The organism is Desulfitibacter sp. BRH_c19 (genome assembly GCA_001515945.1).
In the GTDB taxonomy this organism is placed as follows: Bacteria; Bacillota; DSM-16504; order Desulfitibacterales; family Desulfitibacteraceae; genus Desulfitibacter.
In genome coordinates this window covers 76,232-102,337 of the sequence record LOER01000016.1, presented here as the reverse complement: position 1 = coordinate 102,337, position 26,106 = coordinate 76,232, and the positions used below count along the sequence as shown (strand labels likewise).

Genomic DNA, 26,106 nt, shown 5'->3' with positions numbered 1-26,106 from the left:
GAATTAGAAACACTACCAACCAATGGTTATTATATATAACATTAGAATAATACTTGAGGACTGTTTATTATTGGGATGTATTTTTAAAATAAAAGAGTCTTCTATATTAAATTATGTTTTGGTAGTATGTTTCTATGCCGAGTTTTCTTGATGCTCGGTTTATTTTATGTCAGCAAAATAGAAGCAGTAGGAGGTGAATAGTATTTATTCCCCAGAAAGAATATTAATAATTGGTGTGATTGTTGTTATTTCTTTGGTAATTGGCTATTTAATTAGAAAATATATCGCAGAAGCAAAAATTACATCTGCAGAAGAAGCAGCTAAAAAGATAGTAGAAGAAGCAAAAAAGGATGCAGAAGCAAAAAAGAGAGAAGCAATTTTAGAAGCAAAGGAAGAAGTTCATAGGTTAAGAAATGAGCTTGAAAGAGAAAGTAAAGATAGAAGAAATGAGCTTCAAAGGCTAGAAAGAAGATTAGTACAAAAAGAGGAATCTCTTGATAAAAAGGTAGATTCAATTGAGAGAAAAGAAGAATATATGCAAAAGAAAGAGAATGAGCTTGAAAATGTTAGAAAAGAACTTGTAGAGGCCTCCCATAGACAAAAAGGGGAATTAGAAAGAATTTCAGGTATGACCTCTGAGGAAGCCAAACAGATATTACTGGGTAATGTGGAACAAGAAATCAAACATGAAATGGCTATTTTGATAAAGGAGTTAGAAAACCAGGCTAAAGAAGAAGCCGATAAAAAAGCAAAAGAAATTATAACTCTGTCAATCCAGAGGTGTGCAGCTGATCATGTTGCTGAAACTACAGTATCTGTGGTGGTTCTCCCCAATGATGAAATGAAAGGTCGCATAATAGGACGAGAAGGTAGAAACATTAGGACACTAGAAACACTTACTGGTATAGATTTAATTATTGATGATACACCAGAAGCAGTAATCTTGTCAGGTTTCGACCCGATTCGTCGTGAGGTTGCTAGAATTGCTCTTGAAAAGTTAATTCTTGATGGTAGAATTCACCCTGCTCGAATTGAAGAAATGGTAGAAAAAGGTAAAAAGGAAGTAGAGCAAAAAATCCGGGAAGAGGGAGAGCAGGCGACCTTTGAAACAAATATTCATGGCCTTCATCCAGAGTTAGTTAGACTTTTAGGACGTTTACATTACCGTACAAGTTATGGACAAAATGTTCTGAAGCATTCCATAGAAGTAGCTCATTTAGCTGGAACGATGGCTTCTGAGTTAGGTGTAGATGTTCAATTAGCAAAAAGAGCTGGTCTCTTACATGATATAGGCAAGGCTGTTGATCATGAAGTAGAAGGGCCTCACGTACAACTTGGGGTAGATTTAGCTAAAAAGTATAAGGAATCTTCTGCAGTTATTCATGCAATAGGTGCGCATCATGGTGATATTGAGGCTCATAGTATTGAAGCAGTTTTGGTTCAAGCTGCTGATACAATTTCAGCTGCAAGGCCAGGTGCACGTAGGGAGACATTAGAGTCATATATCAAACGTCTTCAAAAGTTAGAAGAAATTGCCGATTCATTTGAAGGTGTTGAAAAATCATATGCAATACAAGCAGGAAGAGAAGTTAGGATAATGGTTAAACCTGATAGAATAGATGACATACAATCCGTGACCCTAGCAAGGGACTTAGTTAAGAAGGTTGAACAAGAGCTAGAGTATCCTGGACAAATAAAAGTTGTGGTTATCAGAGAAACTAGAGCAGTTGATTATGCAAAATAACGGTCATAAAGACCGTTATTTCTTTTTGCAGTTTTCTTGGAAATTTTTGTTCCATATAAATAATTATTTATAGCAGGAGTTTTATAAGAATATGAAGAAAAGATAATAAGATTAATTAGCTCAAAAGAGATAGAGGAGTGGTGATATAGTGTCTTTACGTTACAAAAGTGGGAAACAGGTATCTGATGGTGTTGGCTTACTAATATCAATGCTTGTTAGGTACCCGGAAATTAGTAGTATATGCTGTGAACCAGATTCAAGAGAAATAAAGTTTACTTTTTTATTAAACGATAATGACAATAATATTAGTGAGTTTTCCTCATTAATAGATAAATGTCTTAGCACCCTTTATTATTTAGAAAAAGGACAAGTAGTTAATCCGTTCAACATAAAATACAGTACTTGTGGAAGATTAACTGTATTAGATATATATAGAAAAATGGAAAATCTTTCTGCTCAAGAGGTAAATCTTATAATTTCATTAACGCAAGATTATTTTAAGAATTCCATTGTAGTAGAAGTAGAAGAGCTTACAAAAGAAGATCAGCTTTTTCAAGAAGATCTAATTGGAACAATGCTAGACAATCTTGGTCATGAAATGATGAACCAAAAGCTTTTTGCATTTAGGGAAGAAGGAAAAGTAATGGTTTTTAATAAATAATAGATATAGTCGGAGGGCTAGAATTTGAAGTTTTTATTTATTGGAGATATTGTTGGTAAACCAGGCAGAAGTATTATTAAAAATATGTTGCCACAGCTAGAAGCAGAATTTAATGCCGATATGATTATAGCAAATGCAGAGAATGCTGCCGGAGGAAATGGATTAACAGCACAGGTTGCTAATGAGCTTTATAATGATGGAGTTGACTTTATTACATTGGGAAACCATGTTTGGGATAAGAAAGATATTATTAGTTTCATTGATACAGAAGAGAAAATTGTAAGGCCAGCCAATTATCCGCCAGCAACTCCTGGTAAAGGGTACAAGATAATTACGAAAAACAATATAAAAATATGTATTGTAAATATTCAAGGCCGTGTATATATGCAAGCATTAGAATGTCCATTTAGAACTATGGATATAATCCTATCACAAATTATTGACCAAACAAATATAGTTATTGTAGATATTCATGCAGAGGCTACTTCTGAGAAGATGGCTTTAGGCTATTATCTAGATGGAAAAGTTTCAGCTGTCTTAGGAACGCATACTCACATCCAAACAGCGGATAATAAGATTTTACCAAAAGGGACAGCTTACATAACTGATGTTGGAATGACTGGCCCATATGAATCTGTCTTAGGCATAAAGAAGGAAAATATTATTTCAAGATTTTTAACCCAAATGCCAAATCGTTTTGAGGTTGCTACAGGTTTATCACAGTTAAATGGAGTGTTTATTGAAGTAGATGATCTATCCGGCAAAACTGTAAAAATAGAGAGATTACAAAAATATTTTGAATAATATATTAAAATAAATATTTCAATAAAAGGATTTTTTTAAACTGAGAAGAATATATTAAATTTAGAAGGGTATCCAATTTTCAATGAAACAATTAAGGGAGGTTAGTTAATGAATGTATTGAAAGTTTCAGCAAAATCAAGTCCAAATTCTGTAGCAGGTGCTTTAGCAGGGGTTTTAAGAGAGAAAGGTGCTGCTGAAATGCAAGCAATAGGTGCAGGTGCACTTAATCAGGCAGTAAAAGCAGTAGCAATTGCAAGGGGATTTGTAGCTCCTAGTGGAATGGACCTTATTTGTATACCCGCATTTACAGACATTCTAATTGACGGAGAGGAAAGAACTGCTATTAAGTTAATTGTTGAACCGAGATAATATATACTATAATTAAGTTTTAATGCCTGTTTGTTCCGCAAGGAGTAGACAGGTTTTTATATGAGCTTATTGCTAAGGGGGAATTATGAGTGAGTAATATTAAGATAGTAGATAGTCATTGTGACACCCTATTGAAAATAAATTCAGGTGAAATTGATTTTTTTAAAAATGCTGCTGCCCATGTAGATCTACCAAAACTTAGCCAATCTGGTGTTGTGATTCAGTTTATGGCAGTATATATTCACTCAGTCTATAAACCTGGCTTAAGCTTAAGAAGAAGTTTGGAACTCATAAATAACTTTTTAGATATTGCCAAGGATCCAAAGCTAATACATATTAAAAACAAAGAGGATCTTGAGATAGTTATCTCCAAGTATCCTGAAAAAACAGGCATCCTCCTCTCTCTAGAAGGGGCAGAGCCGATTGAAAGTATTCCTATGTTAGATATTTTTGCACATCTTGGAGTAAGAAGTATAGGACTTACATGGAATCATCGAAATATGATAGCTGATGGATGTAATGAAACCGGTGGACTAACCTCTTTTGGAAAACAAATAGTAAACAGAATGACTGAATTGGGTATATTATGTGATATATCTCATTTGTCCCCTGCAAGTTTTTGGGATGTAATTAGTATTACACAGAATCCACTAATAGCATCACATTCGAATTGCCATGCTTTATGTCCTCATCTAAGAAATCTTACCGATAATCAGATCAAGGAAATAGCAAAGACTGGTGGTATTATATCTATTACCTTTTACCCTGATTTTATAGGTTTAAAGCAAGATGTAAATTCAATTGTAGCCCATATAAGACATGTAACCGACTTAGTGGGAGTTGACCATGTTGGGATCGGGTCAGATTTTGATGGGGCTGATTTTTCTATCAATAATTTGGAGGATTCCTCAAGATTACCAAACTTAATAAAAGTACTCAAACAAAATGGTTTTAATGACCAGGAAATAGCAAAGGTAATGGGAAATAATATAATAGGACTTCTTAAAAAGACTCTTCCTAGGAGGTAATTATGGGTGCTGACTTACATGTTCACACAACAGCATCAGATGGGACGTTAAAAGCCTATGAATGTATACAAAAGGCTGTTGATATTGGATTGGAAGCAATTTCAATCACAGATCACGACACAGTAGAAGGTATAGATGAAGCTATAGAAACATCTAAACGTTACTCTGATTTTATCTTTGTTTCAGGAATAGAACTGAGTACTGAATATGATGATACAGAGGTTCATGTTCTTGGGTATCTTATAGATCATTACTGTACAGATCTTAAAATATTTCTAAATAAAATGAAGGCAGAAAGAGAAGAAAGATCTAAGAAAATAGTTAAAAAGCTAAATGAAATTGGAATAAAAATAAGTTTTGAGGAATTAAAAGGTCATGTAAATAGTGGCACTATTGGCAGGCCTCATATTGCTCAATTACTGGTCGAAAAGGGTCATACCAATACCATAAAAAATGCATTTGATAAATTCTTGTTAAAAGGTCGAGCAGCCTTTGTGCCACGAAAAAAAGTCAGTCCAGAAGAAGCAATACAGATAATTCTAAAAGCTAATGGATTACCTGTCTTAGCCCATCCAGTGTTTTTAAATAATAAAAAACAGATAACTGATGTTTTAAAATTAGGATTTGTTGGAGTTGAAGTTGAGTACCCGAACCATTATATTGAATTTAAAAGGTGGTTAAGCTTAATAGCTAAAGAAATGGATTTGCTTACTACTGGAGGTTCTGATTTTCATGGAGGGTTTAAGGGAACGGAGTTAGGTAGTCATACAGTAAATATTTCTGTAATTCGTGAACTACAAAGACTTAAGGGGGAGAGAGAGTAATGCAATTTTCTAAAAGAATAGAAAAAATGCATGCATCCATTTTTTCCCACATGGATGCATTAAAAAGGCAAGTTGAAGAGAAAAAAGATCTAAAGGTAATAAACTTGGGGATTGGTAGTCCAGACAGGGCACCTTCCATTGAAGTGAGACAAGCGCTTAGTGAGTGGGTAATGAATGAAGATAGTTATAGGTATCCATTAACTGATGGAACAGAAGAGTTACGTAAAGCTATAGCAAAATGGTATTGGGATAGGTTTAAGGTTAAATTAAACTATGAAAATGAAGTGCTGGTATTAATGGGTTCGCAAGATGGACTAGCCCATGTTTGTCAGGCTATCTTAGACCCAGGAGACATAGCCTTGGTTCCGGATCCAGGTTATCCAGTTTATTCAGCTGGTGTACTTTTAGCAGATGCAATAAAATATCCAATGGCATTAACCCAAGATAACAACTTTTTACCAATATATGAAGATATTCCTGAGGAAGTTTGTGGCATGGCTAAAATAATGTTTTTAAATTACCCTGGTAACCCGATTCCTGCTCCGGGGACTATAGAATTTTTTCAAGATACAGTAAGGTTTGCACAAAAAAACTCAGTTATTATCTGTCATGATAATGCCTATTCTGAGTTAGCCTATGATGGTTTTGTACCTGCAAGCTTTTTGCAAGCAGAAGGGGCAAAGGAAGTAGGAGTAGAATTTCATTCTTTTTCAAAAACTTTTAATATGGCTGGCTGCAGAATTGGTTTTGTAGTGGGCAATAGCCAAACAATTAGAGCGTTAACTAATGTGAAGGCTAATATTGACTATGGTGTTTTTTTACCAGTTCAAAAAGCGGCTGAAGTGGCTTTAGATAGCTATAAGGAATGGGTAATTGATAATAGTATGGTATATCAAAAAAGAAGAGATATACTAGTAAATGGATTACAGAAAATAGGTTGGGATATAGAAAAACCTAAAGCTTCCATGTTTTTATGGGCACAATTACCATCGGGTTATACTAATAGTCAAGAATTTGCCGAAGATCTGCTAGAGGAAGTAGGAGTGTTGGTTATTCCTGGAGTAGCATTCGGTAAACACGGAGATGGTTATGTTAGAATAGCACTTGTGCAGGAAGAAAATTTGTTGTTAGATGCAGTAGAAAAAATAAAAACCTTTTTAAATAGGAAATAATTATTTAACATTAGAATATAAATATGACTAAGGGCTATAATATTATATTCTAGGAGGACTATAGTGGATTACCACAACCAGGATTATTTAATTAAAAAAGTTGAAGAATTAGAAGATAAAATCCACCAATTACGGGTAAGTAGGAGAATTTTAATGAATCTTATAGAAAACATTGAAAAGGAGAAGAATTTTACCATTGCTCAATTAGCTAAGGAAAATAGGAAGCTAAAGCTTTCTAACGCAAGGTATGCAAAGAGAATACTAGATTTAAAAAAGAATTGTGTGATTCATAATAATGATATATTTGGTTAAACTAGGTGTACCAAGGGGGACATTCCTCAGCCACAGAGTATGGCCTTAAAAGAGGTGTGTCCCCATACATTAAAGAGGAGGTTTATCTGATGCATAAGAATTATGTGTCTAGAGCTCCATGGAGCTTACAGCCTAGTTTAAAGCAAATGACAGAAGAAGTAGGTATTAACTTTGATGATTTTATTAAATGCTTAAAAGATAATAAAAGTGATATGGAGATGTCACACGAGTTTAGTGTTGATGACGAAATTATAAAACACTTAAAAGAACATTTTGAAAAATATGGAGTTCAATCAATTGTAGGACAGGATTAAGAAAAAATTCCTGTCTTATACTTTTAAAGGGGGTATAAAGTATGGAGAGGAGAAATATTTATTACAAGGTTTTAGACTATCCTGTAGTACAATATATAACTTTAAGACAGAAGATTCTGTATTCTGGGGATGTTAAAGATACTCGAACTGATATTAAGATGATACAGACTGAGGCAGAATTAGAGAGTTATATTAAATTCTATAAAATTGATAGTTTCGATACAGCAGTTGATTTTAATAACAATATAGTCGTAATTGCTTTAAATTACTCTATTAGCGACACTAAATATAGAACTAATAGGGTATATACTTTTGGTAACGTAGAAGTAGCTAGAATACAAATTTCAAGTTTTTCAAAGGATCTTTTTTATCGAAAACAATTGTATTTTTTGTGCTATGATTGGCAAGGTGAAAAGCTTCCAATCTATAGGCAAGTTTATTTGCTAGATTAAATAACCTGTATAATATTCATTTATACCATAGTATAATAACCTAAAAAGCCTCTATAAACTATAGAGGCTTTTTAGGTATCCAGTTGTTTTTAATTTGAGATAGTGATAAAATGTATTTTAAAATATATGGGAAGTGTGTGTAAATAAATGTTTTCAAAATTACTGTTAATCTTTATTGGAGTACCATTAATTGAACTTGCTTTATTGCTAAAAATAGGCCAATTAATTGGGATTGGGTATACTATTTTAATAATAGTCCTGACAGGTTTTGTAGGAGTCTTACTTGCTAAGCAACAAGGCTTTATAGTGGTTAAGCAACTTCAGAATTCTCTATCATATGGACAAATGCCAGGGGATGCTATACTAGACGGTATATTCATATTCGCAGGGGGTTTAGTTTTACTTACACCTGGTTTAATTACTGATATTTTTGGGTTTCTATGTCTATTGCCAGGTTCAAGAAGGTTTTTTAAAGATTACTTAAAAAATCTTCTTAAACACTATTTAGCAACAGGTCACGTACGAATAATCATGAAGTGAACTCGTTCAGTCAAAGCTGAACACCATAAAATATTTTAGATATTAAAAAACAGGAGGAAAACTATACATATGGATAATATAGTAAAAGAAGGACTCGCTTTTGATGATGTTTTACTGATGCCACAAGCTTCTGAAGTATTGCCTGGAGATGTTGACACATCTACATATTTTACTAAGAAAATTAAACTAAATGTTCCCATTGTAAGTGCTGGGATGGATACAGTTACTGAGGCTAGGTTAGCAATTGCTATAGCAAGAGAAGGTGGAATAGGTGTGATCCACAAGAACCTATCCATAGTAAATCAAGCACAAGAAGTTGATAAAGTAAAGCGATCAGAACATGGTGTGATTACTGATCCAATTTATTTATATCCTCATAATAAAATAAGTGAGGCAGTATTTTTAATGGAAAAATATCATATATCTGGGGTTCCCATTATTAATGACCAGGGTGTATTAGTAGGTATAATTACAAACAGGGACATTAGATTTGAACAAGATTTTCAAAGGGCAATTCAAGATGCCATGACAAAGGACAACCTAATTACCGCAACAGAAGGAACTGATTTATTAAAAGCAAAAGCTATCCTTCAAAAATATAAAGTGGAGAAATTACCAATTGTAGATAAAGATTTTAAACTAAAAGGCTTAATTACTATAAAGGATATAGAAAAAACAAAAAAGTATCCGAACGCTGCAAAGGATGAAAATGGTCGTTTAAGGGTAGCCGCAGCAGTTGGAGTGGGTGGAGACACTTATGAGAGAGTGCAGGAATTAATTGCTCATAAAGTAGATGCAATAGTAGTTGATACTGCTCATGGCCATTCAAAGGGAGTAGTTGATTCAGTTAGGCTTATAAAAAAACAATATCCTGAGCTACAGGTAGTTGCAGGTAATGTTGCAACTGCAGAGGCTGCCGAAGACCTTGCAACTGCAGGTGCAGATGCAATTAAGGTAGGGGTTGGACCGGGATCCATATGTACTACAAGGGTCATTGCAGGCATTGGAGTGCCACAGATAACGGCAATATATGACTGTTATCTTGCTGCAAAAAAATATGATGTTCCAATAATAGCGGACGGTGGTATAAGATTTTCGGGTGATATTGTTAAGTCTTTAGCAGCTGGTGCTAGTACTGTTATGATAGGTAGTCTATTTGCTGGAACCGAAGAAAGCCCTGGAGAGCTTGAAATATACCAAGGTAGAAGTTTTAAAGTATACCGAGGCATGGGCTCTTTGGCTGCAATGAAAGCAGGTAGCAAGGATAGATACTTTCAACATGGCCAAGAAAAATTAGTGCCTGAAGGAATTGAAGGAAGAGTGCCTTTTAAAGGCTTGCTATCTGAAACCGTCTATCAAATGGTTGGTGGACTACGGGCAGGTATGGGGTATTGTGGTGCTCCTAACCTAGATGAGCTGAAAATAAAGGCAAAGTTTGTTCGAATAACCCAAGCAGGGTTAAATGAGAGTCATCCGCATGATGTAAATATAACTAAAGAGGCGCCTAATTATAGAATATAATTTAAGGCATATAAGGAGATTACTATGAAGTATGTGTTGTTTGATTTAGATGGAACCTTGTTGCCTTTAGATACTGACGACTTTATTAAAAAATATTTAAAGCTCCTTAGTGAGAAAATGGCCCATCATATTGAGCCTAATATATTTGTGCCAAAATTATTAAAGGCAACTGAAGCGATGGTATTAAATATAGGGGAGAGAACAAATGAAGAAGTATTTATTGAAAACTTCTTTCAAGATAGTCCTCACAACAAAGAATTCATGATGAAAGAGTTTGAGAAATTCTATTCTAATGAATATAAAACTTTAAAGATTTATTCAAAACCAAATCCATTAGCAATAGAGATTCTTGATTATTTAAATTCAAAGGATATAGGAGTTATTATAGCCACTAATCCTGTATTTCCTATAATTGCGATTAAAGAAAGGATGCGTTGGGTAGGTCTTGACAAATTTAAATTTAAACTAATAACTAGCTATGAAAATATGAAGGCTTGTAAACCACAGTTACAATACTATCAACAAATACTAGATGATCTCAGTATTTTACCTGAAAAATGTCTTATGGTTGGAAATGACATTCAAGAGGACATGATTGCTGGTAAGTTGGGCATGAAAACATTTTTGGTTGAAGATTATTTAATTGACAATAGAACAAACCATATAGAACCTACATTTAGAGGCTCTTTTGGAGAAATGCGCAATTATATAATGGAATTGGTATAAGGGGAGAAACCAATGTTTAAGAATGTTGACAGCGTGATGAAATTGCTAGGAAGTGCTAGTTATTTAACAGATAGTAAGACAGCTACCTGTGTTTACTTGGCAAGAAAATTAAACAAACCTTTATTGGTTGAAGGACCTGCTGGAGTGGGAAAAACTGAACTAGGTAAAGCTATTGCCCAAGCTACTGAATCTGAACTTATTAGATTACAGTGTTATGAAGGTTTGGATGAGGCCAAGGCACTATATGAGTGGAATTATCAAAAACAATTGCTATGCATTCAGAGCTTCCAAGATAAGAGCAATTTATCATGGAGAGACATAAAGGAGAATATTTATACTCCTGAATTTATTTTGGCGAGACCTTTACTAAAAGCTTTTACTTCAGAAAAATCTTGTACATTATTAATTGATGAATTAGATAAAAGCGATGATGAGTTTGAAAGCTTTTTACTTGAAGCCCTTTCTGATTATCAGGTAAGCATTCCTGAATATGGAGTTATTAAAGCAACTAGCTATCCATTTGTAATATTAACAAGTAATAATCAGAGACAACTGAGTGATGCAATTAAAAGAAGATGCATATATTTGTACATTGATTATCCAGATCACAATAGGGAATTGGACATATTAAATATGAAGATACCAGATATAGATAGAGACTTAGCCCAAGGATTGGTTTCATTTGTGCAGTCAGTCAGAAAACTAGATTTGCGAAAGGCTCCAAGCGTAGCAGAAACTTTGGACTGGGCGAAGGCTCTTTTGATTCTAGGAAAAAAAGAACTTGATAAGGATACAATACAAGAAACTATGAGTTTACTAATTAAATATCAGGCAGATGTGAAAAAGGTTGAAAAGAAAATTTTAGGATTATAAGTAGAGGTTGTTTTAAAAGTGAAATTACAGATACTTGAATTTATAAATCTATTAAGAAAAGCAGGGCTTAAATTAACCACTACAGAAGTAATTGATTCATTAAATGCTGTAAAGCTACTTGGCTTTGAAAAAGAGCTTTACTACATAGGTCTTCAATCAACCCTTGTAAAAGAGAAGAAAGATATGCCTGTTTTTGATAAAATTTTTAATCTTTATTTTAATCATAGAAGTCAAACGTCTAACCTAAGAAACAATTATCATAACCAAGGATTAGGTGCAATTGAAAAAAAAGCAGGGCTTTCTGATGGCAGAGGACTTGCGAGTACAGCAGCAGGTGGTGGGACTCCTGATCTACTACAAGCTTTATTGTCAAAGGATAGTAATTTAATTATTGAGCACTTTCATAAGGTTATAGAGGAAAGAGATTCAGTACTGCTAGGACTAGATACATTAAATAACATTGATGATATTGTTAGACAAACTCAAATACAAATGGAATGGTTTATGGTTGTTAATAAACTTGAAAGAATGAAGGAACAGGAAGAAATATCAGTAATAGATTATTATTATTCTATAGAAGACCTTAACTATTTGAAAGAAACACTAAAAAACATGTTAGAGATGAATTTTATTGTAAGGTTTGGAAAAGAGGCCTTAAAAAAGATTGCGGAGAAAGAGAATATTTACAAAACTAACTTTGTGGATTTAAAGGGTAACCAAATTGAGGAGCTACAAATAAAAATAGTACATTTAGGAAAAAAGCTAGCAACAAGAAAAAGCCGTAGATATAGAAAGGCAAACCGCGGAAAAGTAAATATTAAAAAAGTAGTTAAAAATTCATTGCCATATGGTGGAATACCAATAAAACTTAATTATCTAAATAAAAAGATGGCTAGGCCTAGTCTGATACTATTGTGTGACATATCAGGCTCTGTAGCCCAATTTAGTAGTTTCATGCTTCAATTAATATATTTATCACAGCGTCTATTTAAGGATGTATCACTTTTTGTGTTCGTTGATCATCTAGTAGAAGTTACCGGATTGTTTAAAAATTATGATTTAGAAGAAGTACTATCTGAATTGCCATACTTAACTGAGGTTACTGAAACTGGATATTCACATTTTGGAAATACATTTAGGGAATTCTGTGAGAGTCACCTTCATATTGTTAATGATAAATCAACAGTCATTATTTTAGGAGACGGGAAAAATAATTGGAGACCTTCTGGGATAGAGTATTTATCTAAGATTAGAGACAAATGCCATAGACTATATTGGTTAAATCCACAACCAATCGGAGAATGGAATAATAGAGACAGCATAATTAAAGAATATGCAAGATATTGTCATAAAGTATTTGAATGTAGAAACATGGATCAATTAGAAATAGTTGTAAAAAAAGTATTTTAGAGTGAATAAAGAGTTAAAATTAGGATAAAATAATATTAAATTATGCAGGACTTATTTAACACATCTCGAATATAGTAAAACAAACAATATTTGGGGGTGGGTCAATGATTTTGAGACATTGTGCCGGTGGAGTAGTATTTTGGGAAAATAAGGTTTTACTCCTGAAAAATGATAAGGGAGAATGGAGCCTTCCCAAGGGAGCCATCAGGCACGGTAATACAGCCGATGAAGTTGCATTGTCGAGAGTACAAGATGAAGCAGGTATTACAGCACAGATAGTTGGTTCGGCTGGTGAGACTAGTTACGAATTTTTTTCCTATTCACGTCAAAGACCCGTATGTAACATGATTACCTGGTTTATAATGGAAGCAAAAAATGAATCTATAAACATATCAAAAAACCAAGGGTTCTCTGATGGTGGTTTTTTTAGTATGGAAGACTCCTTAAAGATAATAACCCATAACCAAGAAAAATCATTAGTTCGAATATCCCACCAAAAAGTTAAAGAATTATCAAAAATAGGTGCTTAATAGTTTAATTTTACTGAAGAAACCCTTGACTTAAAGTGTCTCAAGGGTTTTTTCTTTGCACTATCAAACAATATATCCTTGATAGATAGATATATCTCTACGCAATGCAATGCGCAAAATACTGGCCAAAACCAAGTTGTGTAATACCATAAAACTTACATAGAAGTGTATGGGAAGGGAGTTTTAGGAAATGAGGATTGATCCTAAGCGGTACGGAGGCATCGGTGCGGGATTTGGTGCACTTGTAGTATTTGGAGCTACATTTGATACAAATTTAGTATACCTGACTGTAGTAGGTGGTTTAGTAGGTGGGTTAATTGGTCAAGCAGCAGAAAAATTCCAGAAAAAAACTAGTGAAACAAAAGACATAAAAGAAAAGAGATAATGAAAGAATTAATACTTTAAAGTAGTTTTAGTATAAAGAAGAGGTGCTAATAAATGGAGCAACATAGTAATCATTTTTTTTCAAGTAAAAAGTATTCAATATTAACCTATGGATGTCAAATGAATGAAAGGGATTCAGAAGTCTTAGAGGGATACTTAGAGAATATGGGTTACTGCCTTGCAGAGACAGAGAAGGAGGCAGATATAATCATTTTAAACACCTGCTGTGTAAGGGAAAAAGCAGAATTGAAGGTATTTGGCAAATTAGGAGAGTTAAGTCAGCTAAAAAAGAAGAAACCTGATTTAATTATTGGTGTCTGCGGATGTATGACACAGCAGGATGATGTATATCAAAGAATTAAAGATAAAGCTCCGTATGTAAATCTAATTTTTGGGACATATAACGTTCATCAGCTACCCAGACTGATATTTGACATTGAGAATACTGGAAAGCCAGCCTTTGAGATTTGGGAAAAGGAAGGAGATATTGTGGAAAACAATGTCTCTCGGAGAGTTGATAAAATAAAAGCATATATAAATATCAGTTACGGTTGCAATAACTTCTGTACATATTGTATAGTACCTCATGTAAGGGGTAGAGAAAGAAGCAGAACACCAGAAAAGATAGTAGAGGAAGTAGTTAATCTTGTAAAGGAAGGATATAAGGAAATAATGTTACTAGGTCAGAATGTAAACTCATATGGTAAAGACTTAAAAACAAAAATGGATTTTGCTGACCTACTAATTGAAGTAAATAAGATAGATGGCATCGAAAGAATAAGATATATGACTTCACATCCTAGAGATTTCTCTGATAAGCTAGTTGAGACTATTCCAAAATGTGATAAGGTTTGTGAGCACTATCATCTACCTGTGCAAGCGGGAAGTAATAAGGTATTGAAAGCTATGAATAGAGGTTATACCAGAGAAGAATACTTAGAACTAGTAAAGAAAATATCTCAACAAACACCAAATTACTCAATCACTAGTGATATTATAGTGGGTTTTCCTAATGAAAGTGAAGAGGATTTTCTGGATACATTGGATATTGTCGAAAAAGTAAGATTTGATGCATCATATACCTTTGCCTATTCTCCAAGAAAAGGAACACCGGCAGCTAAGATGGAAAGTCAAATTTCTGATACTGAAAAAAAGGCAAGATTACATAGATTAATGGAATTACAAAATAAGATTAGTATTCAAAAAAATCTAGAACTTATTGGCAAAGATTTTGAAGTATTAGTTGAAAGTGTTAGCAGGACAGATAGTAGCCGTCTTACTGGTAGGACAAGGACGAATAAGGTTGTTAATTTCACAGGGGATAAAACTTTAATTGGTAAATTTATTAATGTAAAGATAATCAAAGCTCAAACGTGGAATTTAATAGGTGAAATAATTGAAGTAGCCGCTAAATAGCGGCTTTTATTTGTGATATAATGAATAAAAGGGAGGGAAGGTTTTTGAACAATATTACGCCTATGATGAAGCAATATCTAAGTATAAAGCAAGAATACATGGATTGTATTCTTTTTTATAGATTAGGGGACTTTTATGAAATGTTCTATGAGGATGCAAAAAAGGCTTCAAAAGTTTTAGGAATTGCATTAACAGCTCGTCAATCAGGTACTTCTGAAAAAGCTCCCATGTGTGGAATACCCTATCATGCAGTTGGATCATATTTACCAAAGCTTTTACATAATGGATATAAAGTAGCAGTATGTGAGCAAATTGGTGATCCCAAAACTTCAAAGGGACCAGTAGAACGTCAAGTTGTTCGTGTAATAACTCCAGGTACTATATTAGATGAAAACTATTTGTCTGCTGATCAAAACAACTACATAGTAAGCATCTATTCTAAACAGGATAACTATGGTCTTGCTTTCTGTGATCTTTCTACTGGGATTTTTAAAGTGGCATTAATTAAAGGGGAAGACAGTTTAATTGATGAAATTGCAAAATTGAACCCAATAGAATGTCTTACACCAGATAGCTTTGAGAAAAAAACATTACTGAAAAAGATAACCGCTAGAACTAATATATATACATTGGCGAACAGCAATTATAATTATGAAAGACTCCTTAATGTATTAAAGGATAAGTTTTCTGCAAATCATATTTTCAGCATTGGTTTACATAACAACAGGGTTTCTTTGTTGGCGGCAGGTGCTTTATATAAATATATTCAAACAAACTTAAAAACAGAGATAGACCATATAAACCAGATGGAAGTATACAGTCCCGATGCTTATATGGTCCTAGATTATGCCACAAGGCGGAATTTGGAATTAACTGCTAATATTAATGGGAACAAAGAAAATACTTTGTTATCTATTATTGATAATACAATCACAGCTGGTGGAGCTAGGGTATTAAGGCAATGGATAGAGCAACCCCTCAAAAATATAGATGAAATAGTATCAAGGCATGATCTTGTGGAGTACTTTATTCAAAGAAGTGTAGTACGGGAAGAACTCAGAAATTATCTTAGAGATTTTTATGATATGGAACGTCTTATTACGAAGATTATGTACGGTAACGCTGATGCTAAAGATTTGCTGGCATTAAAAACCTCATTAGCTTTGGTGCCAAATATAAAAGCATTATTTGCAGAAGAAACGTTCAGCCCTTTACGTAAAATTATTGATATTTTAGATCCATTAATTTACTTGGTAGATCTGTTAGATAAGAGTATTATAAATGACCCACCCTCTGGCCTTAAGGATGGAAATATAATTAAGAAGGGCTATCATGAAGAAGTTGATAAACTTCGGGAAGCTAAGAGAAGTGGAAAAGCATGGATCGCAAACTTGGAAATGGAAGAAAAAGAAAGGATAGGGGTAAAATCTCTTAAAGTTGGCTTTAATAAAGTTTTTGGTTATTACATAGAAGTTACTAATGCTAACCTTAACGCAGTTCCAGAGTACTATATTCGCAAACAAACACTAGCAAACTGCGAGCGTTATATAACACCAAAATTAAAAGAATTAGAGAATCTCATCTTGGATGCGGAAGAAAAACTATTTGAATTGGAATATAGATTGTTTCATGCAGTTAGGCAAGATGTCACAACGTATGTTCAACAAATTAAAAGTAATGCAAAACTGGTTGCCACATTAGATGTTTTTTCTGGTCTTTCTGTAACTGCCGAACAAAATAATTATATTAGACCCAAAATAGGTCCATCTACTAAACTACGAATAATAAAGGGAAGACATCCTGTAGTCGAAAGGTCAATGGGGCATCTGTTTATACCCAATGATATAGATATGCATAATACAACTAATGATTTAATGGTAATAACGGGACCTAATATGGCAGGTAAGAGTACCTATTTAAGGCAGAATGCTATTCTTGTATTAATGGCTCAAATGGGAAGTTTTATTCCTGCTGATGAAGCTGAAATTGGCATTGTAGACAGAATATTTACCAGGATAGGTTCAAGCGATAACTTGGCACAAGGCCAAAGCACTTTCATGGTTGAGATGCAGGAGGTCGCAAATATAGTTAAGTATGCTACGAAAAACAGTTTAGTAATTTTAGATGAGGTAGGTAGGGGGACAAGTACTTATGATGGAGTAAGTCTTGCGTGGGCTATTTCAGAGCATATTTATACAAATATAAAGGCAAAGACATTGTTTGCCACTCATTATCATGAGCTTACCAAACTACAGGAAGAGCATAAAGGTATCAAAAACTACAATGTAGGGGTAGTTGAAAAGGGAGATGAAATTACTTTTTTACATGAAGTTCGAGAGGGAAGTACTGATAGAAGTTATGGCATTCAAGTTGCCCGCCTTGCAGGATTACCTAAAGAAATATTGGAAAGAGCAAGATATATTTTACAAAGACTTGAGCAAGATTCTAACTTTTTAGCTACAGCTAGTGGTACAATCCAGCATGAGGAAATGGAAGTAAAAAAGTTTAACGTAAAGTTAAGTGTGATTGAGGAAGAGATAGAGAGATTGGATGTGTGGAATATGACGCCCATTAACGCTCTTAATATATTAGCGGACCTACAAAATGAAATACGGCTGAAAAGGGGGGCAAAATAGATTTTATGTCTATTAACGAAATAAGAATCCTGGATGTTGCTACATCGAATAAAATTGCAGCTGGAGAGGTTATAGAGAGGCCTGCGTCTGTGGTGAAGGAATTGATAGAAAACTCCATAGATGCAGGTGCAAGAAATATAAGCATTAAAATATATCAGGGTGGGATATCAAAAATTATAGTATCCGATGATGGAAGTGGAATTGCTGCAGAACAAATAACCTTAGCTTTTAAAAGACATGCTACTAGCAAAATCAGTTCAGCAGCTGAACTTTTTAGCATACAAACTCATGGTTTTAGAGGGGAGGCCTTGCCAAGTATAGCTTCCGTAGCTAAGGTGACTTTAATAACGAAGAATATTAATGCACAAGTAGGAATAAAGTATGTCATAGAAGGAGGTAAAGATATACTCAAAGAAGAGGTTTCCAGCAACAATGGAACTTATATTTTGGTTAAAGATCTATTCTATAATGTTCCCCCTCGTAGAAAGCACCTTAAGTCAGTTACAAAGGAAGCTGGAAATACAGCTCAAGTTGTTACATCAATGGCATTAGGGAATCCAAACATAAGCTTTAAATATACTCACAATGATAAATTAATATTTCAGTCGGCTGGAAAAGGAAATTTAGAAAATAACATATTAAATATCTTAGGACTTGATTTAATAAAAAATCTTATACCAGTTACCTTTGAAAGAAATGAAGATCAGAGAATAGACGGTTACATATCAAAACCTCAATATAATAGAGCAAGTAAGCATAATCAGTATCTTTATGTAAACAATAGGTGGGTGTATTCACCTACAATTTCTAAAGTAATTAGTAAAGCATATAATACATTAATACCTAATGATCGACATCCTATTTATATATTAAATTTAAAAACCCCATATAGTGGAGTTGATGTAAACGTCCATCCGACAAAAAGAGAAATCAGATTTGATAATGATCAATTAATTGAGGAACTTATTTTGGATGCTATAAAAGAAGCTTTAAAAAGTCAAGATTCTATATTTATAGAAAAGCCTAAAAGAGAAAAAACTTTTTTCAAAGAAGAAAACAAGCAGGTTGAATTTACATGGAAAGCCAGTACTCAGCCACAATCTGAATTTAAGAGTAAGGAATTACCTATTACAAAAAATGAATTTATAGAAGAAATCGAGAATGAAAAAATAGATAAAAGGCAAATTGCATATACTGAAAATGTTAGAGAAGACAATAAATGTTCGTATGATGATTTCTTTCCAACCCTTAAACCTCTAGAACAGATTGATGGAAGTTATATTATTGCAATTAATGAACTACAAAAAGGTTTTTACTTAATAGACCAACATGCTGCTCATGAACGAATTTTCTATGATAGATTAAAAAATAAAACATATACTGATGAAAATAGAAGTCAATTGCTTTTAAATCCAGAAGTAATAGATTTAACACCTGCAGAAAAAGATTTTTTAATTGAGAATATGATTATGCTACAAAATGCTGGTTTTACTTTCGAACATTTTGGAGAAAACAGCTTTTTGTTAAGAGGAGTCCCTGTTGATGTGGATCCTGGTAATGGGTCTGTCTTAATCAAGGAAATGCTCGACAAGCTTATAGGTCAAAGTGAGAAACCAAGTCAAGATAGACTTGTAAAAATGATAGCTTGTAAAGCTGTTATTACGGCAAAAAAGATACTTACAAAGAATGAAATGCAGGAATTATTAAATATGCTTTCAAAGACTGAGGTTCCATATACTTGTCCTCATGGCAGACCAACTACAATCCATATAACAGCAGAAGAATTAATAAAGCGTTTTCATAGATAGGTGATGTTAAAAGTGAACAATAAATTGGTGGTTTTGGTAGGTCCTACAGCAGTAGGAAAGTCGAAAATTGGTGTGGAACTCGCATCACAGATAGATGGTGAAATTGTATCAGGAGATTCGATGCAAATTTATAAAGGAATGGATATAGGTACTGCTAAAATTAAAAATCAAGAAATGATTGGAGCTAATAAGAAAAAAGTAAAGCATCATATGATAGATACTTTACCCCCTTTCAAGGATTACTCTGTAGCAGAGTTTCAAGATGATGCACGAAGATGTATAGATAGTATAAACAAAAAAAATAAGCTGCCAATATTATTAGGGGGAACAGGTCTATATGTAAGGTCAGTAATAGATGAATATGATTTTGATGTTAATGTAAATCACTCCACCAGAGATAAATTAAGGCAATTGGCTCAAAGAAATGGTGGTGATGTATTATACCAAGAGCTAAAAGAAATAGATCCAAAAAGTGCTGAGCGAATACATCCAAATGATTTAAAAAGGATAGTTAGAGCTTTGGAATACTACAAAACTACTGGAAATCAGATTTCAAAAGGTTTTGTAGCGAATGATAAATACAGCATATATAATCCGCTTGTGATGATTGGTTTATATATGCCACGACCAATACTGTATCAAAGAATCAATGAAAGAGTTAATGATATGATTAATCAAGGATTAGTGGAAGAAGTAAAAAACCTACTTAACTCAGGTGTCAAGCCTACCAATACAAGTATGCAGGCTATTGGATATAAACAGGTAGTAGAATATTTACATAATCTCCGTACACTAGAAGAAACCATTGAGATAATTAAAAGAGATACTAGAAGGTTTGCTAAAAGGCAACTCACATGGTTTAGAAGAGATCAAAGGATTAAATGGTTTGAGGTTGATATCGCTAATGAATGCCATATAATTAATCAAATAAAGGCAGAGATTGGCAGGAATATTAATATATAGTGTTGAATAAGGAAATAACTAATATAAAAATTATAAAAATATATCGGAGGGAACGCAATGTCAAAAGTGCATATTAATTTACAAGATGGATTTTTAAATCAGGTTAGGAAGGATAATATTCCATTAACCATTTTTTTAGTTAATGGTTTTCAAATAAAAGGGTTGGTAAAAGGTTTCGATAATTTCACAGTATTGTTAGATGTAGATGGTAGACAACAAATGGTCTATAAACATGCTATCTCTACCCTCGTACCCAGTAAAGCTGTTAACTTAACCTCTGAAACTAAGGAAACTCGTTAAAAAAACCTATCATTACACTCTCTTAAGTAAGTGGAGAGTGTTTTTTGTTAATTTGTTAAAAGGTACCATTAACACTTCCTGCAGTACAACATATAATACTATGCGCATTATGACAATATTATTTCTTCAACTGGCAGGAGGGAAAATCAATGGAGGTTAGATTTAGTTTTAATAAGCAAGGGTCAAAGTCCTATAGTGCAAGTTCAGCTAACCATAACCATAAAAACACACAAACACAAAGGCAAATACAAAATAATACAAATACAAAAGCAAATAAAAAAACTAATAGTATATCTCAAAACACTAAAATAAGACAGACTAATTCCGTTATTGATGGCCAAGATGTATTAAAGGAATTAGATGTCTTGGTTGGCTTGAATGAGGTTAAACTTCTTATAAAGGAACTTAGAGCATATGTCCTAGTTCAAAAGGCTAGATCGAAGGAAAAACTTACAAATGAAGCAATGGTACTTCACATGGTTTTTAAGGGTAATCCCGGTACTGGCAAAACTACAGTAGCTCGTATATTAGGGAGCTTTTTTAAGGAAATGGGTATTCTTTCAAAAGGCCATTTAGTTGAAGTAGAAAGAGCTGATCTTGTGGGGGAATATATTGGCCATACTGCAATGCGTGCTAGAGAAAGTATAAAAAATGCACTTGGAGGAGTTTTGTTTGTGGATGAAGCCTATTCCTTGGCTAGAGGGGGAGATAAGGATTTTGGAAGAGAGGCCATTGACTGCCTTGTTAAAGGAATGGAAGACAATAGAGATAACATAATACTTATATTAGCAGGTTACAAGAATGAAATGGAAAAGTTAATTCGCACAAATCCTGGATTACGTTCAAGATTTCCGATTCATATTGAATTTCCAGATTATACATTAGAAGAACTGGTTAAAATTGCTGAAGAAATGTTAACGCAAAGGGATTATTATTTTTCCATTGACGCAAAAATAAAACTTGAAACCGTTTTGAAGAAACATATAGCATCTGGCCACGCACAAATAGGTAATGCACGCATGGTTAGAAATATTGTTGAAAAGTCAATTAGAAAGCAAGCTTATAGACTTGTGGAAAAGAATACAATGTCACGTGATGACTTACTAATAATTAATGCGAATGATATTTACGAAGACCTAGACTACAGTTCAGGAATAGAAACTTATTTAAAAAAAGTAAAGTAAATAGTAATGGATATGGGGGCATAAAGACTAATGTTTCTAAATGAAAAGCAACAAGTATTAAAGGCAGAAATAGAAAATAGTACACAGCACATGACTTCAAAGCTTAAAAGTATTATGTCATATAATCAAGAAAAGGTTCTAGATGCTTTTCTTCAGCATAACATAAGTGATTTTCATTTTCATCAATCAACTGGTTATGGATATGGTGATTCAGGGAGGGATGTTTTAGAGAAAGTATTTGCACATATATTTAAAACTGAAGATGCCCTTGTTAGGCCAAACATTATATCTGGAACCCATGCAATTTACTTAGCTTTAAAAAGTATATTGTCTCATGGAGATTGTTTCTTGACTATTGGGAAGCCTTATGATACCTTGCAAAAGGTAATAGGTTTAAGTGGTGATGATCCATTATCTCTAATTAACCAAGGAATTGTATGTAATGAAGTTCCTTTTGATGCAGCAAATAACTTTTCTATACTAGAGCCTTATTTAAAAACAAATCCTAAGGTAGTCTTTATTCAGCGATCGAGAGGTTATACCTTAAGAAATGCGCTGAATGTAGAAGAAATGGGATTACTAATTGAATATATTAGGAAAAAAAATAAAGATATTTATATCGTTGTTGATAATTGTTATGGTGAATTTGTTGAAAGATTAGAACCGAGTGAAGTGGGGGCGGATCTGGTTGCAGGTTCCTTAATAAAGAATCCTGGAGGAGGTTTAGCCCCCTCCGGGGGTTATTTAGTTGGGAAGAAAAAGTTAATAGAGAGGGCGGTTTCTCATTTAACTGCGCCAGGACTTGGAAAAGATATTGGATCAAGTTCAATAGATAAAAGACTTTTATTCCAAGGAATCTTCTTAGCTCCAATGATTGTTATGCAAGCATTAGAAACAGCAATATTTGCAGCTAAGTTGTTCTCAGATCTAGATTATAAAGTTTCTCCAACCTACGGGGAAGCACGGGGTGACATAATACAAGCTATAGTTCTACAAAATGAAAAAAAACTTCTTGATTTTTGTAGAGCGGTCCAGAAGTATTCGCCAGTAGACTCTATTGTCACACCAGAACCAGGGGAATTACCGGGTTATGACACTAAAGTGATTATGGCAGCAGGCACTTTTGTTCAAGGAGCCTCTATAGAATTATCAGCAGATGCACCTTTAAAGGAACCCTTTGTAGTTTATGTACAAGGAAGTCTAGTAGCGGAACATGGTAAAATTGTATTATTAAAAGTTGCGGAGGCAATAAAAAATAATACTTAGTTAAAGTATTGTAGGGGGGAATAAGTTGGATACTATAATTATTGCTATAAGCTTTCTCTTTATGGTTGTGGGTCTTGTGGGAACTATTCTTCCTGCTTTACCAGGTCTTATACTTATGCTGGCAGGAATTCTTATTTATGGATGGCATGTGGGTTATAGTGTCCTCGGTTATAATTTTCTATTGACAATGGTATTATTGACTGGAGTTGGGACATTTATAGACATATTAGGAAGCATAGTTGGAGCAAAGAAATATGGTGCAAGTAAACTAAGCCTCTTTACCATGCTAGTTGGACTAGTATTTGGTTTTTTTTCAATGGGTTTAGCTGGCATAATTATTGGCCCTGTTATAGCTGTTGTTTTTACTGAAATGTTCAAAGGAAAGACTTTAAATGATGCTTTAAAAGTAACCCTTGGTATAGCACTAGGTTTTTTAAGTGGAATTGCCTTTAGGTTTTTTATTGGTGTAGCAATGATAATTTCCTTTGCTTTAAAGATAATATTAATATACTTTTCTGTATAAACCAACAAGCTTGCCAAGAATCATAACATCCGAGGTAATTATTGGATCCATAGAACTATTTTCTGGCTGGAGCCTAATCCAGTCTTTTTCTTTGTAAAATCTCTTTATTGTGGCTTCGTCTTCAATCATGGCAGCGACAATTTCACCATTTTGACAATGGTTTTGTTTTTTGATGATAACATAATCACCATCATTTATACCTGCTTCAATCATACTTTCACCAGAAACCGTTAGAATAAAGAATTCACCATTTCCAATGAATTCTACTGGAATGGGAAATGTATCTTGAATATTCTCTACAGCTAAAATAGGTTCACCAGCTGTAATTTTGCCCACTATTGGTATGTGGGCTATTTCTTTTTTAGGAAAATCATTATTATATCCATCAAGAATTTCAATTGCCCTTGGTTTGGTTGGATCCTTACGGATATAACCTTTTTTTTCAAGTTGGAACAGATGAGCATGTACTGTAGAACTACTGCTAAGACCAACAGCCTTACCAATTTCTCTAACAGATGGGGGATAACCTTTGCCTAGGATTTCAGTTTTAATAAAATTTAAAATTTGAATTTGCCGTGAGGTTAAATCTTCTAACATATTAATCACCTTTGTTTACATAATTTTATATTGGTAATTATATCATATTTCTTTTATTTTGAAAACATTTGTTCGTAAAAATAGCAATTAGCTATTGTAAAGGGAACGAATGTTCTGATATAATAAAAACAGAACAAACGTTTGAGCATGGAGGGGGATTAATTTGAAATTAAATAAACTAAGATTAATATTTGTACTTGTTATTGTAACCATTGTATTTGGATTAGGAATTACATCTTTTCAAATAGTTAGTGCTGCTAATCAAAACAATGTAATAACAATAACTGTTAATGAAGGTGACACATTATGGGGTATCGCTAAAAAACATAACACATCTAACAAGGATATCCGTAAACTAGTCTTTGAAATTGAAAGGGCAAACAACATTAAAAAATGTCTTATATATCCAGGACAACAGCTCGAAATACCAGTTCAATAAACTTAGTTTTATGTACATATTGAAGAGGACCTTTTTTACCTTAGGTTCTTTTTCTTTTGATTACTTATATGACTTCCGATAATAGATATTATGTAAACCAAAGAGAAATTTTTACAGGAGGAGGCGTTTTTAGATAAGATTTTGGGTCCCCTCTCCAGTTTTAATTACTTCATAAAACTTTTTTAGCAAGAAGCTTTTTAGCAAGGTTAGTTTCTTGATGTTATCTTATAGTTTTCCTTATTTAGTTATTTTGAATCATCTTTTGTTCTATTATAACTTTTTATGATCTGACAATTTTACATGGCGCCCATATTTGCTTTCTAAGCGTTTTAAAATTACCTCCTAAGGTGTTTCTGCCTTGAAAGTTATTAGTGGGCTTATTATCCTGTTAATTTGGTGTAAATATAGTCTTGAAGTTATTAGAGTCTAATAATCATTGCCAATTGCTAATGTTTTATGCATATTCTTTATTAACCTTGAAAAGGTTAGTCGAATTATCACTAATGTAATATGGATATGTGTTGTGAAGTCTCTTTTACTAAAGAAAGAATAATAATTAATAAGTTACTATGGTGAATTTTAAAATCAAGAAAGGTTTACATAACGCTACCCTCATTCATATACAAAAAGTTACCTATACTATTTTATATTATCTATTTCTTGATATCGATAGCACTGAGTTATATGATCGTTAACCATCCCTGTTGCTTGCATAAAAGCGTAACAAATCGTAGACCCGACAAATTTAAATCCCCTTTTAGAAAGGTCCTTACTCATCGCATCTGATTCACAAGTTTTTACAGGCACATCCGACTGGTTTGTCCAAGCATTTCTTATTTGTTTACCGCCGATAAAACCCCATATATAAGTATCAAAGCTACCAAACTCTTTTTGTATCTTAATTACTGCTTTTGCATTATTTGTAGTAGACTGTATTTTTAATCGGTTTCTTACAATTCCCTTGTTTTGCATCAGCACTTCTACCTTTGCTTGATCATAGTTTGCTACCTTTTCAATAACAAAATCGTCAAAAGCTATTCTGTAATTCTCTCGTTTCTTGAGAATTATAAACCAACTCAATCCAGCTTGAGCCCCTTCTAGTGTTAAAAGCTCAAACAACTTACTATCATCATGTTCTGGGACTCCCCACTCTTTATCATGGTATCTTACATACAATGGGTCATTAGCAACCCATTTGCACCTCGATATCATTAAAACCACCACCTCTAATGTTATGTATACTTAGCTGCTTGAATATCCTCAATTTAACATATTGTATTAAATAGAATGATTATAAAAATAGCAGATAT

28 protein-coding genes are annotated in these 26,106 nt (G+C 33.4%); 26 read left to right on the top strand and 2 right to left on the bottom strand.

Translation table 11 applies throughout. The features are described from left to right. Positions 1-202 precede the first annotated feature (202 nt). The 25 genes from APF76_04220 (at position 203) to APF76_04100 (ending at position 23,760) form a co-directional block, all read left to right on the top strand. Positions 203-1,744: a ribonuclease Y gene (locus tag APF76_04220; protein ID KUO52540.1), complete on the top strand. Its 1,542-nt coding sequence runs from the start codon at positions 203-205 to the stop codon at positions 1,742-1,744. A 148-nt stretch (positions 1,745-1,892) separates the two neighbouring features. After that, the gene (locus APF76_04215) at positions 1,893-2,405 is read left to right on the top strand and encodes a hypothetical protein (protein ID KUO52250.1); all 513 of its coding nucleotides are present in this window, start codon (positions 1,893-1,895) and stop codon (positions 2,403-2,405) included. Between the two features lie 24 nt (positions 2,406-2,429). Continuing rightward, on the top strand, positions 2,430-3,209 hold the full coding sequence (locus APF76_04210) for a metallophosphoesterase (GenBank protein KUO52249.1): 780 nt from the start codon (positions 2,430-2,432) through the stop codon (positions 3,207-3,209). Between the two features lie 108 nt (positions 3,210-3,317). After that, positions 3,318-3,578, top strand: coding sequence for a stage V sporulation protein S (locus APF76_04205; GenBank protein KUO52248.1), 261 nt, complete (start codon positions 3,318-3,320; stop codon positions 3,576-3,578). An 89-nt stretch (positions 3,579-3,667) separates the two neighbouring features. Continuing rightward, positions 3,668-4,606 carry a hypothetical protein gene (locus tag APF76_04200; GenBank protein ID KUO52247.1) on the top strand — a complete coding sequence of 313 codons (939 nt, stop codon included), beginning with the start codon at positions 3,668-3,670 and terminating at the stop codon, positions 4,604-4,606. Between the two features lie 2 nt (positions 4,607-4,608). Next, positions 4,609-5,430 carry a hypothetical protein gene (locus APF76_04195; GenBank protein KUO52246.1) on the top strand — a complete coding sequence of 274 codons (822 nt, stop codon included), beginning with the start codon at positions 4,609-4,611 and terminating at the stop codon, positions 5,428-5,430. Continuing rightward, positions 5,430-6,602 carry an LL-diaminopimelate aminotransferase gene (locus tag APF76_04190; GenBank protein KUO52245.1) on the top strand — a complete coding sequence of 391 codons (1,173 nt, stop codon included), beginning with the start codon at positions 5,430-5,432 and terminating at the stop codon, positions 6,600-6,602. The genes APF76_04195 and APF76_04190 overlap by 1 nt, the downstream gene beginning before the upstream one ends. A 63-nt stretch (positions 6,603-6,665) precedes the next feature. Then, positions 6,666-6,914 carry a hypothetical protein gene (locus APF76_04185; GenBank protein KUO52244.1) on the top strand — a complete coding sequence of 83 codons (249 nt, stop codon included), beginning with the start codon at positions 6,666-6,668 and terminating at the stop codon, positions 6,912-6,914. An 89-nt stretch (positions 6,915-7,003) separates the two neighbouring features. Beyond that, entirely contained in the window at positions 7,004-7,228 is a 225-nt protein-coding gene (locus APF76_04180; GenBank protein ID KUO52243.1) for a histidine kinase, read from the top strand. Between the two features lie 41 nt (positions 7,229-7,269). Beyond that, a complete protein-coding gene (locus tag APF76_04175; GenBank protein KUO52242.1) occupies positions 7,270-7,680 on the top strand; it encodes a hypothetical protein in 411 nt (136 codons plus the stop codon). A 147-nt stretch (positions 7,681-7,827) separates the two neighbouring features. After that, positions 7,828-8,220 (top strand): hypothetical protein, encoded by a 393-nt coding sequence (locus APF76_04170; GenBank protein KUO52241.1) that lies wholly within the window; start codon positions 7,828-7,830, stop codon positions 8,218-8,220. Positions 8,221-8,283: 63 nt separating this feature from the next. Next, positions 8,284-9,741: an IMP dehydrogenase gene (locus tag APF76_04165; GenBank protein ID KUO52240.1), complete on the top strand. Its 1,458-nt coding sequence runs from the start codon at positions 8,284-8,286 to the stop codon at positions 9,739-9,741. A 24-nt stretch (positions 9,742-9,765) separates the two neighbouring features. Beyond that, positions 9,766-10,467 (top strand): hypothetical protein, encoded by a 702-nt coding sequence (locus APF76_04160; protein ID KUO52239.1) that lies wholly within the window; start codon positions 9,766-9,768, stop codon positions 10,465-10,467. 12 nt (positions 10,468-10,479) lie between these two features. Then, on the top strand, positions 10,480-11,340 hold the full coding sequence (locus APF76_04155) for an ATPase (GenBank protein KUO52238.1): 861 nt from the start codon (positions 10,480-10,482) through the stop codon (positions 11,338-11,340). An 18-nt stretch (positions 11,341-11,358) separates the two neighbouring features. Further along, positions 11,359-12,750 carry a hypothetical protein gene (locus tag APF76_04150; protein KUO52237.1) on the top strand — a complete coding sequence of 464 codons (1,392 nt, stop codon included), beginning with the start codon at positions 11,359-11,361 and terminating at the stop codon, positions 12,748-12,750. Between the two features lie 104 nt (positions 12,751-12,854). Continuing rightward, positions 12,855-13,280 (top strand): NUDIX hydrolase, encoded by a 426-nt coding sequence (locus tag APF76_04145; GenBank protein ID KUO52236.1) that lies wholly within the window; start codon positions 12,855-12,857, stop codon positions 13,278-13,280. A gap of 190 nt (positions 13,281-13,470) precedes the next feature. Then, entirely contained in the window at positions 13,471-13,665 is a 195-nt protein-coding gene (locus APF76_04140; GenBank protein ID KUO52235.1) for a hypothetical protein, read from the top strand. Between the two features lie 53 nt (positions 13,666-13,718). Continuing rightward, positions 13,719-15,080, top strand: coding sequence for a tRNA-2-methylthio-N(6)-dimethylallyladenosine synthase MiaB (locus APF76_04135; GenBank protein KUO52234.1), 1,362 nt, complete (start codon positions 13,719-13,721; stop codon positions 15,078-15,080). Positions 15,081-15,124: 44 nt separating this feature from the next. Beyond that, entirely contained in the window at positions 15,125-17,716 is a 2,592-nt protein-coding gene (locus tag APF76_04130) for a hypothetical protein (protein KUO52233.1), read from the top strand. 11 nt (positions 17,717-17,727) lie between these two features. Next, positions 17,728-19,524, top strand: coding sequence for a hypothetical protein (locus tag APF76_04125; protein ID KUO52539.1), 1,797 nt, complete (start codon positions 17,728-17,730; stop codon positions 19,522-19,524). Between the two features lie 3 nt (positions 19,525-19,527). After that, positions 19,528-20,487 (top strand): hypothetical protein, encoded by a 960-nt coding sequence (locus APF76_04120; protein ID KUO52538.1) that lies wholly within the window; start codon positions 19,528-19,530, stop codon positions 20,485-20,487. Between the two features lie 57 nt (positions 20,488-20,544). Next, positions 20,545-20,787: an RNA-binding protein hfq gene (locus tag APF76_04115; GenBank protein KUO52232.1), complete on the top strand. Its 243-nt coding sequence runs from the start codon at positions 20,545-20,547 to the stop codon at positions 20,785-20,787. A 245-nt stretch (positions 20,788-21,032) separates the two neighbouring features. Further along, positions 21,033-21,971 carry a stage V sporulation protein K gene (locus APF76_04110; GenBank protein KUO52537.1) on the top strand — a complete coding sequence of 313 codons (939 nt, stop codon included), beginning with the start codon at positions 21,033-21,035 and terminating at the stop codon, positions 21,969-21,971. A gap of 30 nt (positions 21,972-22,001) precedes the next feature. Then, on the top strand, positions 22,002-23,237 hold the full coding sequence (locus tag APF76_04105; protein KUO52231.1) for a hypothetical protein: 1,236 nt from the start codon (positions 22,002-22,004) through the stop codon (positions 23,235-23,237). Positions 23,238-23,262: 25 nt separating this feature from the next. Continuing rightward, entirely contained in the window at positions 23,263-23,760 is a 498-nt protein-coding gene (locus tag APF76_04100) for a hypothetical protein (protein KUO52230.1), read from the top strand. Here the strand turns inward: APF76_04100 and APF76_04095 are convergent. Beyond that, the gene (locus APF76_04095) at positions 23,740-24,357 is read right to left on the bottom strand and encodes a hypothetical protein (GenBank protein ID KUO52229.1); all 618 of its coding nucleotides are present in this window, start codon (positions 24,355-24,357) and stop codon (positions 23,740-23,742) included. The two genes, APF76_04100 and APF76_04095, sit on opposite strands and share 21 nt — an antisense overlap. Positions 24,358-24,520: 163 nt before the next feature. Here APF76_04095 and APF76_04090 point away from each other — a divergent pair, with 163 nt between their 5' ends. Then, positions 24,521-24,796, top strand: coding sequence for a hypothetical protein (locus APF76_04090; GenBank protein ID KUO52228.1), 276 nt, complete (start codon positions 24,521-24,523; stop codon positions 24,794-24,796). Positions 24,797-25,435: 639 nt separating this feature from the next. Here APF76_04090 and APF76_04085 read toward each other — a convergent pair. Continuing rightward, the gene (locus APF76_04085) at positions 25,436-26,008 is read right to left on the bottom strand and encodes a DNA-3-methyladenine glycosylase (GenBank protein ID KUO52227.1); all 573 of its coding nucleotides are present in this window, start codon (positions 26,006-26,008) and stop codon (positions 25,436-25,438) included. Positions 26,009-26,106 lie beyond the last annotated feature (98 nt).

Bases quoted from the DNA above. Each gene is read 5' to 3' on its own strand.
- APF76_04205 (KUO52248.1), top strand. From the start codon at position 3,318: ATGAATGTATTGAAAGTTTCAGCAAAATCAAGTCCAAATTCTGTAGCA.
- APF76_04195 (KUO52246.1), top strand. From the start codon at position 4,609: ATGGGTGCTGACTTACATGTTCACACAACAGCATCAGATGGGACGTTA.
- APF76_04190 (KUO52245.1), top strand. From the start codon at position 5,430: ATGCAATTTTCTAAAAGAATAGAAAAAATGCATGCATCCATTTTTTCC.
- APF76_04180 (KUO52243.1), top strand. From the start codon at position 7,004: ATGCATAAGAATTATGTGTCTAGAGCTCCATGGAGCTTACAGCCTAGT.
- APF76_04175 (KUO52242.1), top strand. From the start codon at position 7,270: ATGGAGAGGAGAAATATTTATTACAAGGTTTTAGACTATCCTGTAGTA.
- APF76_04170 (KUO52241.1), top strand. From the start codon at position 7,828: ATGTTTTCAAAATTACTGTTAATCTTTATTGGAGTACCATTAATTGAA.
- APF76_04160 (KUO52239.1), top strand. From the start codon at position 9,766: ATGAAGTATGTGTTGTTTGATTTAGATGGAACCTTGTTGCCTTTAGAT.
- APF76_04155 (KUO52238.1), top strand. From the start codon at position 10,480: ATGTTTAAGAATGTTGACAGCGTGATGAAATTGCTAGGAAGTGCTAGT.
- APF76_04145 (KUO52236.1), top strand. From the start codon at position 12,855: ATGATTTTGAGACATTGTGCCGGTGGAGTAGTATTTTGGGAAAATAAG.
- APF76_04140 (KUO52235.1), top strand. From the start codon at position 13,471: ATGAGGATTGATCCTAAGCGGTACGGAGGCATCGGTGCGGGATTTGGT.
- APF76_04135 (KUO52234.1), top strand. From the start codon at position 13,719: ATGGAGCAACATAGTAATCATTTTTTTTCAAGTAAAAAGTATTCAATA.
- APF76_04120 (KUO52538.1), top strand. From the start codon at position 19,528: ATGTTAAAAGTGAACAATAAATTGGTGGTTTTGGTAGGTCCTACAGCA.
- APF76_04115 (KUO52232.1), top strand. From the start codon at position 20,545: ATGTCAAAAGTGCATATTAATTTACAAGATGGATTTTTAAATCAGGTT.
- APF76_04105 (KUO52231.1), top strand. From the start codon at position 22,002: ATGTTTCTAAATGAAAAGCAACAAGTATTAAAGGCAGAAATAGAAAAT.
- APF76_04095 (KUO52229.1), bottom strand. From the start codon at position 24,357: ATGTTAGAAGATTTAACCTCACGGCAAATTCAAATTTTAAATTTTATT.
- APF76_04085 (KUO52227.1), bottom strand. From the start codon at position 26,008: ATGATATCGAGGTGCAAATGGGTTGCTAATGACCCATTGTATGTAAGA.